Source organism: Streptomyces pilosus (genome assembly GCF_014649835.1).
Lineage (GTDB): Bacteria > Actinomycetota > Actinomycetes > Streptomycetales > Streptomycetaceae > Streptomyces > Streptomyces pilosus.
The window spans coordinates 509,531-521,636 of sequence record NZ_BMTU01000005.1 but is presented as its reverse complement, the minus strand read 5'-3'; the positions used below and the strand labels follow the sequence as shown (position 1 = coordinate 521,636).

11 protein-coding genes are annotated in these 12,106 nt (G+C 74.0%); 6 read left to right on the top strand and 5 right to left on the bottom strand.

Features of this window, described 5'->3' with window-relative positions; all coding sequences use genetic code 11:
* Nucleotides 1–301 precede the first annotated feature (301 nt).
* The 3 genes from IE118_RS16245 (at nt 302) to IE118_RS16235 (ending at nt 2,316) form a co-directional block, all read left to right on the top strand.
* Entirely contained in the window at nt 302–682 is a 381-nt protein-coding gene (locus IE118_RS16245) for an STAS domain-containing protein (RefSeq protein WP_189558583.1), read from the top strand.
* A 166-nt stretch (nt 683–848) separates the two neighbouring features.
* A complete protein-coding gene (locus IE118_RS16240; RefSeq protein ID WP_189558582.1) occupies nt 849–1,361 on the top strand; it encodes an EF-hand domain-containing protein in 513 nt (170 codons plus the stop codon).
* 484 nt (nt 1,362–1,845) lie between these two features.
* Nucleotides 1,846–2,316 (top strand): ATP-binding protein, encoded by a 471-nt coding sequence (locus tag IE118_RS16235; protein ID WP_189558664.1) that lies wholly within the window; start codon nt 1,846–1,848, stop codon nt 2,314–2,316.
* Between the two features lie 442 nt (nt 2,317–2,758).
* Here IE118_RS16235 and IE118_RS16230 read toward each other — a convergent pair whose 3' ends face one another.
* Nucleotides 2,759–3,802, bottom strand: coding sequence for a GlxA family transcriptional regulator (locus tag IE118_RS16230; protein ID WP_189558581.1), 1,044 nt, complete (start codon nt 3,800–3,802; stop codon nt 2,759–2,761).
* A gap of 71 nt (nt 3,803–3,873) precedes the next feature.
* Here IE118_RS16230 and IE118_RS16225 point away from each other — a divergent pair, with 71 nt between their 5' ends.
* Nucleotides 3,874–5,193 carry an MFS transporter gene (locus tag IE118_RS16225; protein WP_189558580.1) on the top strand — a complete coding sequence of 440 codons (1,320 nt, stop codon included), beginning with the start codon at nt 3,874–3,876 and terminating at the stop codon, nt 5,191–5,193.
* A 60-nt stretch (nt 5,194–5,253) separates the two neighbouring features.
* Here the strand turns inward: IE118_RS16225 and IE118_RS16220 are convergent, their stop codons facing one another.
* The 4 genes from IE118_RS16220 to IE118_RS16205 all read right to left on the bottom strand — a co-directional run bounded on the left by IE118_RS16220 (nt 5,254) and on the right by IE118_RS16205 (nt 8,580).
* Entirely contained in the window at nt 5,254–6,453 is a 1,200-nt protein-coding gene (locus IE118_RS16220) for a flavin-containing monooxygenase (protein ID WP_189558579.1), read from the bottom strand.
* Nucleotides 6,454–6,604: 151 nt separating this feature from the next.
* Nucleotides 6,605–7,270, bottom strand: coding sequence for a pyridoxine/pyridoxamine 5'-phosphate oxidase (locus tag IE118_RS16215; protein ID WP_189558578.1), 666 nt, complete (start codon nt 7,268–7,270; stop codon nt 6,605–6,607).
* A 27-nt stretch (nt 7,271–7,297) separates the two neighbouring features.
* The gene (locus IE118_RS16210) at nt 7,298–7,723 is read right to left on the bottom strand and encodes a pyridoxamine 5'-phosphate oxidase family protein (protein WP_189558577.1); all 426 of its coding nucleotides are present in this window, start codon (nt 7,721–7,723) and stop codon (nt 7,298–7,300) included.
* 221 nt (nt 7,724–7,944) lie between these two features.
* Complete coding sequence (locus tag IE118_RS16205) at nt 7,945–8,580, bottom strand: TetR/AcrR family transcriptional regulator (protein WP_189558663.1); 636 nt, start codon at nt 8,578–8,580, stop codon at nt 7,945–7,947.
* Between the two features lie 134 nt (nt 8,581–8,714).
* On the opposite strand from IE118_RS16205, the gene kbpA reads away from it, so the two are divergent.
* Nucleotides 8,715–9,437, top strand: a complete 723-nt coding sequence (kbpA, locus tag IE118_RS16200; RefSeq protein WP_189558576.1) for an AfsK-binding protein KbpA — start codon at nt 8,715–8,717, stop codon at nt 9,435–9,437.
* A 212-nt stretch (nt 9,438–9,649) separates the two neighbouring features.
* Entirely contained in the window at nt 9,650–12,031 is a 2,382-nt protein-coding gene (gene afsK / locus IE118_RS16195; RefSeq protein ID WP_189558575.1) for a protein serine/threonine kinase AfsK, read from the top strand.
* Nucleotides 12,032–12,106 lie beyond the last annotated feature (75 nt).

Below are 12,106 nucleotides of genomic sequence, written 5' to 3'. Positions count from 1 at the left end.
GTATGGCCGGTGACTTGTTGAATGTAGTCGGCACGAACGAGGGCGCACGCCCCTTTGTGGCAATGTGCGCCCCCGACGGAGCCGCAGGTGGTAAGGGGCCGCCCTCGCACGTCGGACGTTGTCCGGCTCACGCCTACCCCACACCGCCTCGATCGGAACCGATCGAATCGGATCGAATGCGACCAGAACAAGCCCTTTCCGATCGGTAACGGTTTTCTGGACGGCGTTTCCGGGAACGGCCGGTGGGCAGCCGCGCTGCAGGGAAGCGTAGGCATTGCTTCCGTTTCGGCGAGCGAGGGGCGTGGTGGTGACCTTCACAGTGACCGATCAGGAGCAGGACGCGTGGGCCGTGCTCCACGTGTCGGGCGAACTGGACCTGGTGACGTCCCCGGTGCTGCGCCAGCGGGTGCACGACGTGGTGGCCGAGGGCCGGCACCGTCTCGTCCTGGACCTCTCCGAGGTGTGGTTCTGCGACTCCAGCGGGGTGGGCGTGCTCATCGCCTCCCGCCGGCTGCTGCGCTCCTGCGGGGGCAGCCTGCGGCTGATCCTCCCCGCGCGGGGGGCGGCCGAGGGCAGCCACGTGAACAAGGTGCTCGGCGCCCTCGGGGTCCGCCGGCTCTTCGAGATCCATCCGGACGTCCCCTCCGCGGTCGACGAGGACGCCCGTCCGCTGTCGGCGTGAACCGCCGCCCCGGACGTCCGTCGTGGAACCGCTCACACGTGTCACGCCGTTGTTCCGTTATTCCCCCGGTCTTGGTCCGGGCGACGCTTTCCTGCTCCCGGACGCCCGCTGACCACGTACGCTCCCTGCGAGACGACCCACTGACCTAAGGCGGCCTGAAAGAGACATGGTCACCAGCGAGTACGAGCGCAGGATCGCGGCCCGGTTCGCCACCTTCGACCAGGACGGCAACGGCTACATCGACCGCGAGGACTTCAGCGGAGCGGCCAAGGCGCTGCTCGCCGAGTTCGGCACCGCCGCCCGCTCCGACCGGGGCCAGGCGCTGTACATCGGCGCCGAGGCGTTCTGGCAGGGCATGGCGGGCATCGCGGACCGGGACGGCGACCAGCGCATCACGCGCGAGGAGTTCGTGCACGGCGCGGTCAAGCGGCTGCGGGACAACCCGGAGCGCTTCGCCGAGATCGCCCGCCCCTTCCTGCACGCGGCGCTCGCCGTCGCCGACACCGACGACGACGGCGCGGCCGGTGTCGAGAACACCGCGCGGGTGCTCAAGGTCCTCGGCGTGGCCGAGGACGTCGCCCGTACGGCCGCCGCCGCCCTCGACACCGACGGCGACGGCAGGATCGGCGAGGAGGAGATCGTCCGGGCCTTCGCCCGCCACTTCACCGTTCCCGAGTGAGGCACCCCCGCGCCGATGTCACGGATCGTGGCATTTTCGTGATCACCGAGCGTGGAGTCCGGCTCGCACCCTCCGCGTGACTCGTCACGTTCCGGAGTCGGACGTCCCCTCCGGTACCTTGTGTGGGATGCGAGTCGTTCCGAGCGCGCACCGCGGCGGAGTCGCCCCCGAGGCGACTCCGTCCGGGCTGGTGCCTGCGGTGACTCGCCGTGCCACCGGCCCCGTCGCCGCCCCCTGTTCGACTCCCCGTGACGGGCGTCGCACAGTATGCCGTACGTGTACTCCTTCGCGCGGGAATATGCCTGAAGCGCTTGTTGACGTGACTGTACGTCAACCATGCTGTCCCACAAGGGACTCACGTTCCGTGACCCCTGTCCCGGCCGTTGTTCTGGCCATGCAGAAAATGGCTACGATCGTGGCCCTCGTGAGGCGCGAGTCCAAGTGTCCGCCGGTTCGGATGGTGTGAGCGGTGCAGGTGCTTCAAGTGCAGTTGGAGATCCGGCCCGACCCCGCTGAGGTGGGGCGTGCCCGTCGGTGGGCCCGTTCACGGCTGGCCGGGTCCGGGATAGGGGCCGACGAACCACTGGCCGAGACGCTGATCCTGCTCGTCTCGGAACTCGTCACCAACGCCGTGGTGCACACCGGCTGTCCCGCCGTGCTGCGCCTGTCCCTGCCGGGCGCCGGGGCGGCCGCGGAGGCCGTGGTCCGCCTGGAGGTGGCCGACCGCAGCGACCGGGCGCCGGTGCCGCGCTGTGTGGACGGCGAGTCGACCGGCGGCCGCGGACTCGCCCTCGTGGACGGTCTGGCCGACCGCTGGGGCTGGAGCGCCGAGGGCGCCGGCAAGCGCATCTGGTGCGAACTGGACCGCTGTGCGGGCCGTTCCACGGCCGCCGCGCCCGCCTGCGGCGGGAGCTCCCCGACGGCGTACGAGGGACGGGCGTACGAAGCGGTCTGACCGCGCGGGGCCGCGGGCGGGCGGGCCGCCGGGGGCCGGCACCGCGGCCCTCGCCTGCTTCCCCGGAGGGGCACGGGAGCACGGCGGGCCGGTCCCGGGGGGCGGTGTGTGAAGCGGTGCGCCGGGCGTGCTTCCGTGCGCGGTCGCAACAAACAGGCCTTATGCCGCATCCCTCCCCATCTCACCCGAACCGGTGTTGACGCCTCGTGATGGTTTGATCACGCTGTCGTCAGCGATTCGCCGCGAGGGGACGGCGAGGGCCCGGCGACGGGAGCCCTCGACGAGTGTGGGTCGTCAGTCGGCGCCGGCGCCCCCAGGGCCGAGGGGGAGCCCGGGCGGGAGCGCCGAGCCGAAGAGCGGTGCGGCGCTGCCGTGCTCGGGGCGCGCAGCGTCGCACCGCCGCCATCCCTCCACTCGTCCACAGGCTGTGGACAACGCGCGCTCACCGGGCGGCGGCGGGCGTCGCCGTCCCCGCCCGCAGACCGCCGGCCCGGAAGGTCCGCCGGTAGGCCGTCGGAGTCACCCCCAGCGCCGCCTGGAGGTGCTGCCGCATCGACTGCGCCGTACCGAAACCGGCGTCACCCGCCACCCGGTCCACGGACAGGTCGGTGGACTCCAGCAGGTGCCGGGCCCGCTCCACCCGCTGCTGGGTCAGCCACTGTCCCGGACTGACCCCGGTCTCCTCCCGGAAGCGGCGTGTGAAGGTGCGCACCGACATCGCCTCCCGTGCGGCCATGTCGCGCAGCTGGATCGGCTCGTGCAGCCGGGCCAGCGCCCACGCGCGGGCGCCGCTCGTCGACGCCTGCTGCGGATCGGGCACCGGCCGCCGGATGTACTGCGCCTGCCCGCCGTCCCGGTGCGGCGGTACGACCGTGCGCCGGGCCACCTCGTTGGCGACGGCGGCGCCGTGGTCGCGCCGCACCATGTGCAGGCAGAGGTCGATGCCGGCCGCGACACCCGCCGAGGTCAGGATGTCGCCGTCGTCGATGAACAGCACGTCCGGATCCACCCGGACCCGCGGGAAGAGCCGCTGGAGCCGCTCGGCGTCCGCCCAGTGCGTGGTCGCGCGCCGCCCGTCGAGGTGCCCCGCGGCGGCCAGGACGTAGACGCCGGTGCAGATGGACGCGATCCGGGCGCCGGGACGGATCCGGGCCAGGGCGGCGGCCAGTTCGGCCGTGAGCTCGCCGCGCTCGTGGACCGGGCCCAGCTCGTAGGAGGCGGGGATGATCACCGTGTCGGCGGTGGCGAGCGCCTCGGGGCCGTGGGCGACGTGGAGGGTGAAGTCGGCGTCCGTCTCGACCGGCCCCGGCGGCCGCACCGAGCAGGTGACGACCTCGTACAGCCGCCGTCCGTGCCCGTCGCGGGGGCCGCCGAAGATGCGGTGCGGGATGCCCGTCTCGAAGGGCAGCAGCCCGTCGAGGGCGAGGACGACGACCCGGTGCGGCCGGAAGCCGTCGGGGGCGGGGGAGCGCTCGGCCGGATGCATGGCCCGATCCTAGTGAACACTGTCCTGCGGGCCACTCGCCGCGGGGTCCGCGCCACCCGAAGCTCTATGACGTGACCCAGACAAGCGAGACAGCCGCCGCCGTGGAGCCGCCCGCGAGCGGCCGCACGCCGCACCGCACCCGTGTCCACCGGGCGTGGTTCGTCGCCGCCGTGACGTTCGTGACGATCATCGGCGCCGCCGCCTTCCGATCCGTACCGGGCCTGTTCATCGACCCGCTGCACGACGAGTTCGGCTGGTCGCGGGGCACCATCGGCGCGGCGGTCTCCGTGAACCTCGCGCTCTACGGGCTCACCGCGCCGTTCGCGGCGGCCCTGATGGACCGTTACGGCATCCGGCGGGTCGTCGCGGCCGCCCTCACCGTGATCGCCCTCGGCTCGGGGCTGACGGTGTGGATGACCGCGGCCTGGCAGCTGATCCTCTGCTGGGGCCTGCTGGTGGGGCTCGGCTCCGGCTCCATGGCGCTGGCCTTCGCCGCGACCGTCACCAACCGGTGGTTCACCGAGCGGCGCGGTCTGGTCACCGGCATCCTCACCGCCGCGGCCGCCTCCGGACAGCTGATCTTCCTGCCCGTGCTGTCGTGGATCGTCGCCACCCACGACTGGCGGCCGGCCGCCGTCACCGTGGCGCTCGCCGCGCTCGCGGTGGTGCCGTTCGTCTGGCTGCTGCTGCACGACCACCCGGCCGACGTCGGCCAGAAGCCCTACGGATCGCAGGAGTTCGTGCCCAAGCCCGCCCCGGTGCCGGGCGCCGCGCGGCGCACGCTGACGGTGCTGTCCTCGGCGGTGCGCACCGGGCCCTTCTGGCTGCTCGCCGGTTCCTTCGCGATCTGCGGCGCCTCGACGAACGGGCTGATCCAGACGCACTTCGTGCCCGCCTCCCACGACCACGGCATGCCGATCACGACGGCGGCGTCGCTGCTGGCGGTCATCGGGGTGTTCGACGTCGTGGGGACGGTCGCCTCCGGGTGGTTCACCGACCGGTACGACTCCCGGCGGCTGCTCGCCGTGTACTACGCGCTGCGCGGTGTCTCGCTGCTGTTCCTGCCGATGCTGCTGGCACCGGGCGTGCACCCGCCGATGGTCTTCTTCATCGTCTTCTACGGCCTCGACTGGGTGGCGACCGTGCCGCCCACGCTGGCGCTGTGCCGGGAGCACTACGGCGATGACAGCGCGATCGTCTTCGGGTGGGTGCTCGCCTCCCACCAGGTGGGCGCGGCCGTGGTCGCCTTCGCGGGCGGCGTGGCGCGGGACGCGTTCGGCTCGTACGACGTGGTCTGGTACGGGTCGGGGGCGCTGTGCGCGGCGGCCGCGCTGATGGCCCTGGTGATCCGGCGGCGGGCGGTGACGGCCGGCCCCGTGGCGGGCGTCTGACGCACCGGACGGCGGCCGGTCCCGCGGGGGCGGGCCCTGCGGGGCCGGCCCGGCGGCGGTTCAGGCCGTGGGCAGCCGGGAGACCCCTCGGGCGCGGGCCACGGCCCTGGCGATCCGCTCCGCGTCCAGCGCCAGTTCCCGCAGGTTCCCGCTGATCGGGTTCGTGTAGCCGGTGAAGTGCAGTCCGGGGGCGCCGGGTGCGGTGCGGGGCCCGTGGGCCACGGGTCTGCCCCGCTCGTCCAGCACGCCGAGCCCGCCGACCAGGGGCTCCAGCCCCCGCAGGTAGCCGGTCGCCGCGATCACCACGTCCGGGGTGATCCTCGCCCCGTCCGCCAGCACCACCGCGCCCTCGTCGAACCCCTCCACGGCGGCCACGACCTCCACCGTCCCCTTGCGCACCGCGTCGATCAGCCCGACGTCCTGCACGGGGATGGCGCCCTCCCGCACCCGGCTGTAGAGACCGGCGTCGGGCCGGGGCAGGCCGTGGGCCGTCAGGTCGGGTATCGCGACCCGCGCCTGCACCCGGGAGACGCGGTCGACCAGGCCGACCGGCAGCCGGCGCACCAGGACGCCCGAGTACTGGGCGGGCCAGCCGGCGGTCGACCGGCGCACGATGTGCGGCGGCGTGCGCACCGCCAGCCGCACCCGGGCCGCGCCCCCCTCCGCCAGGTCCACGGCGATCTCGGCGCCCGTGTTGCCGACGCCCACGACGAGCACGTCCCGGCCGGCGTAGGGCTGCGGGGCGCGGTACGCCGAGGCGTGCAGGAACTCGCCGGTGTAGGTGTCCCGGCCGGGCCAGTCGGGGACGCGCGGGGTGTGGTTGTAACCGGTGGCGACGACGACCGCCGCACCGGTCAGCTCCCGGCCGCCGGTGGCGTGCAGCAGCCAGCCGGTGCCGTCGGGGGTGCGCTCGATGCGGGAGACCTCGACTCCGGTGACGATCTCCAGCCGGTGGTGCTCGGCGTACTTCTCCAGGTACCTGACCACGTCGTCACGGGCCGGCCACCGCCCGAACCGGCGGGGCATCGGCAGTCCGGGCAGGGCGGACAGCCGCCGGGTGGTGTGCAGGCGCAGCCGGTCGTAGTGGCGCCGCCAGGACGCGCCGACGTGGTCGGAGCGTTCCAGGACGACCGCCCGTATCCCCCGGGCGCGCAGGGCGTACGCGGCGGCCAGCCCGCCCGGTCCGCCGCCGACGACGTAGACGGGGCGGTCCGCCGGATGCGGCGCGGTGGGCTGCGCGGACGTGGTGGAGTCGGTCATGGGCGCGAGCCTAATTCCGCACCTGGTTGATGGGTATCGGTCAAGACCGGAATTGGTTGCGGATTGATCACGTCGTTTCGCCGCGGACGACGACCTGCCCGGAACCCGCCGGCGTCCGGGGCTCCCGGGTCGCCCGCGCGGCGGACCGGGGTCAGGGCCAGAGGAGTTCGCGGGTCCAGCCCTCGGGGCCGTGCCGGTAGCGCAGGCGTACGTGGCGGCGTCGGGCGTCGCCCTGGAAGAACTCGACCTCGTCCGGTCGCAGGCGGTACAGCGTCCAGGACGGGACCGGCGCCGCCGGTTCCCGCCGCGCCCGTTCCCAGGCCCCCTCCGAGGCCCGTGCCAGGTCCTCCACCGAGTCGAGGACCTCGCTCTGGCTGCCGGTCAGGGCGGCGGCCAGCGCCCCCGTCGAGCGGGCGTGCAGGTCCGCCTGCGCCTCCTCGGGCGGCGCGACGCCGACGGGCCCGCGCACCCGCACCTGACGGCCCAGCACCGGCCAGTAGAAGGCCAGCGCCGCGTACGGGCGGCCGGCGAGCTGACCGCCCTTGCGGCTGTGCGCGTGGGTCGCGAAGGACCAGCCGTCGTCGTCCGCGCCGTGCAGCATGACGATGCGCACGTCCGGCCGGCCCTCCGCGTCCGCCGTGGCCAGCGACATGGTGTGCGGCTCGGCCTGCCCGGCCGCCGCCGCCTCCGCCAGCCACCGCGCGAACAGCGGCAGCGGCGCGGCGGGCGCGGTGTCCGGGGCCAGCGGCGGCAGCGAGGTGACCGCCGGGTCCCACACCCGCAGCGACCTCAGCACCTCGTGAAGATCGGGTTCCATGACCCGATTGTCGGGCGTGCGGCCCGCTCAGACCGACCCGAGGTCCGAGGAGACCCACCGTTCGGGTCGCATCCGGACGACGACCTGCTCGCCGTGGTCCTTCCAGGCGAAGTCGACGTACCCCTCCACCTTGTCGGCCGGGAGGTAGCGGGCGGAGATCTCCCGGAGCAGTTCGACCGTGGCCGGCGTGGTGCCGACGACCGGGCCCTCCACGGAGACGTAACGGATCGTGGGTTCGACGCGGTCCACCAGCAGCGAGAACCGTCCCGCCGCGCCGATCAGCCGGTTCTTCCGCGAGTCGAGGCCGGTCATGATCCAGACGTCGCCGCCGGGCGCGTACTGGTACCAGATGGGCACGGTCAGCGGCGCGCGGCCGTCCCCGGCGTCCACGGCGAGGGCGGCGACATGGGGTTCGGCCAGGAACTGTTCACGTTCTTCGCGGGTCAGGGCCATGGCGGGTTCCTCCTGCGACGGGTGGGACAGGGATACGGGCGGGTGCCGGTGTACGGCGGACCCCGGCGGCTTCAACGCGGGCCGCACGGGAGGTGTTCCTTCCCCTTCCGTCCGGCCCGCGCTGCCCCGCCCCACGCGACAGGCGGCGGTCCACCGGAGTGAACCGCCGCCCGGATGACAGGACTTGCGTGATCGCGCGGGGGGTGTGGGAGGCCGGGCGGCTACTTCGTCGGCTTCCTGCCGGTGACCCCCAGGTGCACCAGCAGCGCCAGGTTGGGCTTGAGCTCGGCCTGCTTGACGCCCCAGGAGGAGAAACCTTTCTGGTGGGAGGCGACGGCCGCGAGCATGGCGACCAGGGCACCCGCGATCGCCCCCGGATTCACGTCCTTGTCGAGGCGTCCCTTGGACTGCAGTTCGGCGACGGAGGCGGCCAGTGACGAGTTCACCGAGTTCAGGATCTTCATGCGGAGCTTGTAGAAACGCTTGTCGCCCTCGGCGGCGCCGAGGTCCACGACCCGCAGGATGGCGTCGTTCCTCCGCCAGAACTCCAGGAAACCGTCGACGAGTTCCTGCGCCGTCTGCCAGCCGGCCCGCCCGGTCCAGGAGCGGCCCTCCAGCAGCTCGGTCAACGCGCCGCTCTCGGCGGCCATTTCCTCGGCGAGCTCCAGAACGGCGCCCTCGACGTCCGGGAAGTACTGGTAGAAGGTGGCCGGCGAGGTTCCCGCGCGGCGGGCGACGTCGATGACCTTGACATCCCGGTAGGGGGACGAGCTGAGCATCTCGCTGAGACAGTCGAGCAGCTTCTGCCGGGTCGCCTGCCCACGCTTTCCGGCCACCCGGCCGTCGACGGTACGCACTTGTCCTGTCATGCCGTCAGCTTACCGACGGGCGATCCGGGCGCGATTCGGCCGACTGCAAATGGGGTGCGCGGCCACGGACGCGCTGGTGTGCCTGGTCTGCGCGGTGCGGGCGGCGCGGCTAGTTTGGCGGCATGGCCGAAAACAAGGCATCGCAGTACTCGGAGGGCACCCCGTGCTGGGTGGACGCGCAGCTCCCCGACGTGGAGGCGGGAAAGCGGTTCTACGGCGACCTCTTCGGCTGGACCTTCGAGGACCAGCCCCAGGGGACCGTGCGGGCGCTGAAGGAGGGGGAGCCCGTCGCCTCCCTCGCGCACAAGACGGACGGCCGGCTGCCCACCGTGTGGACGGTGTCCTTCGCCACTCCCGACGCCGAGGCGACGTGCCGGCGTATCCGCGCGGGCGGCGGTCAGATCGTCTCCCCGCCGCTGCCCTTCGGCGACCTGGGCGTCACCGCGCTCGTCACCGACCCCGAGGGCGCCGTGTTCTCCCTGTGGCAGGGCGCGCGCACCCCCGGCTTCGGCCGCCGGCGGGAGCCGGGCACCTTCGCCTGGGTGCAGCTCTACGCGCGGGACACCGAGGCGGCCAACACCTTCTACGGCGACCTCTTCCACGAGGCCCTGTTCGGCCCGGACGCCGACCCCGCCTTCGGCCGGGCACCGGTCACCGACGTCTTCGCCGCCGAGATGCCGCCCCATCTCCTGGTCCACTTCGCCACCGGGGACCTGGCGGCCGCCCTGGCGGAGGTGGCCCGGCTCGGCGGCCGGGTCCAGGTCCCGCCCTTCGAGACGTCCTACGGCACGGCGGCCGTGGTCACCGACAATCAGGGGGCCTCCTTCGCCCTGCTGCACCGCTAGGGGGTGTCCGGCCGGCCCGCGCGACGGGCCCGGCCGTTTCCGGTCCCGGTGTCATATGTAAACCTGGACACCCGATTTGTCGGCCGGTTCGCAACCCGGGGCCCGGACAGGAAGAATCGGGGTGCGTGCCGCCACGGCGGTGCGGTGGTGAGACGCTGCACTACGGTCGCGCCCAGGTGGTGGCGCGACGCGTACGGGGAGGTGGCAGGCAAGTGGTGGATCAGCTGACGCAGCACGATCCGCGGCGAATCGGGCCGTTCGAGGTGCTGGGACGGCTGGGAGCCGGCGGCATGGGGCTGGTCTATCTCGCGCGCTCGGCGTCCGGCCGGCGGGTGGCGATCAAGACGGTCCGGACGGAGCTGGCCGAGGACCAGCTGTTCCGGGTCCGCTTCACGCGCGAGGTGGAGGCGGCCCGCGCGGTCTCCGGTTTCTACACGGCTGCCGTCGTGGACGCCGACCCGCGCGCCGCCGTGCCGTGGCTGGCCACCGCCTACGTCCCCGCGCCCTCCCTCGAGGAGATAGTGAACGAGTGCGGGCCGCTGCCGGCCCAGGCGGTGCGCTGGCTCGCCGCGGGCGTCGCGGAGGCGCTCCAGTCGATCCACGGCGCCGGGCTCGTCCACCGCGACCTCAAACCGTCCAACGTCCTCGTCGTCGAGGACGGACCCCGGGTGATCGACTTCGGTATCGCCTCCGGCGTCTCGAACACGCGGCTGACGATGACGAACGTCGCCGTCGGTACCCCGGCCTACATGTCCCCGGAGCAGGCCAAGGACTCCCGCAGCGTCACCGGCGCGAGCGACGTCTTCTCCCTCGGCTCGATGCTGGTCTTCGCCGCCACCGGCCACCCGCCCTTCCACGGCGCCAACCCCGTCGAGACCGTCTTCATGCTGCTGCGCGAGGGCCCGGACCTCGACGGCCTCCCGGACGAGCTGCGGCCGCTCATCGAGGCGTGCATGCAGATGGAGGCCACGGCCCGGCCCAACCCCGCCGACCTCCAGGCGCAGCTCGCCCCGCACCTCTTCGGCTCCGGCTCGGACGACAGCGGTACGGCCTCGGCCTGGCTGCCCGAGCGGGCGGTGAGCCTGATCGAGACCCGCCGGGGCGGCCGTCCCGCGCCCAAGCCGGCGCACACCACGGGCCGCAGCGCGGGCGGTGCCCGTCCCCCCGTGCCGCCCCCGCCCCCGCACGACCCGGTCGTCCCGCCGCCCCCGTCCCGGCCGGCGCCGGTGGGCGCGCACGCCGGTGCGGCCGTGGGTGCCGGGGCCCCCGACACCGGCCCCGTGCGGCTGTCCGGCGCCGCGGTGCCCATCGGACCCGGCCCGCGCGTCGCCGACACGCGCGCGGCCGCCGTGAAGGCACCCCCGCCGGAGGCCGCCCTCGCCGCCACCTGGTCCCGGCCCCGCCCCGGCGTCAACGGCGCCGACCCGGCCGTACCGGCGCCCGCCGCCCCACCGGAGCACCCCAGCGGCTGGCGGCCCTGGCGCTTCCGCATGTCCAACGACGTCTGGGGCACCCCGGCCGTCGACGGCGACCTCGTCTACGTCACCTCCTTCGAGGTGCACGCCCTCGACGTCGCCACCGGCCGGCGCCGCTTCAAGACCCGGGACGTCGCCTGGTCGATGGCGGTCGCCGACGGGCGCATCCACGCCTCCGACGGGCCCACCCTCTTCGCCCTCGACGCCCGCGAGGGCGGCGACCTGTGGCGGATCTCCACGGACGCCTGGGTGTACTCCCTCAAGGCCGACCGCGGCACCGTCGTCACCGGTACGCGCGGCGGCGGCGTGCAGGGATGGGAGGCGGCCACCGGCCAGAAGCTGTGGGAGGTCACCGGCTGCCAGACCGACTTCGAGTCCCCGGAGGCCGGGCCGTCCGTCCACGACGGCACCGTCTTCCTCTGGCAGGACGCCCGGCTGCGCGCCCTCGACGCCCGCACCGGCGGCGAGCGCTGGTCCTATCCCATCGGTGACGCGGCCTCCTGCGGCGGCGTCCCGCTCCGCCTCAGCCACGCCCCCGACGGCTACGTCTACGTCTCCGCCGGCACCCGCGTCCTCGCCCTGGAGGTCACCTCGGGGCACGTGCGCTGGCACTTCGAGGCCCCGGCGGTCTTCCTCTCCCCGCCCGCCTTCGTCCCGGGCCCCGCGGTGACCGGCGGCGGCGTGTACCTCGCCGACTACCTCGGCACGGTCTACGCCCTCGACGCCACCGACGGCCGCGACCGCTGGCGCATCGCCACCGAGTCCCGCGCCTCGACCGAACCGGTCCTGGTCGCCGCCGGCCACGTCCACGTGGGCAGCGGCAAGGGCCTCTACACCCTGGACGCGGTCACCGGCACGCCCAAGTGGCGCTTCCAGTCGGGCGGCGAGATCGTGGGCGCCCCCGCGGTCGCCGAGGGCCGCATCCACTTCGGCTCCAGCGACCACCTGCTGTACACCCTGAAGGCCGACGACGGACGCCTGCGGTGGAAGCTCGCGACCGGCGGCGAGATCACCGGCTCCCCGGTGGTCCGGGACGGCGTGGTGTACGCGTGCAGCAAGGACCGCTGCGTGTACGCGCTGGACGCGGAGAAGGGGACGGGCACGGCCCGCACGACGTGAGGTCCCGGGCCCGGGGCGGCCCGGTGCGCCGCTCCCGGGGCCGCCCGCACACCGGGTACACGAAGACCGCCAGGT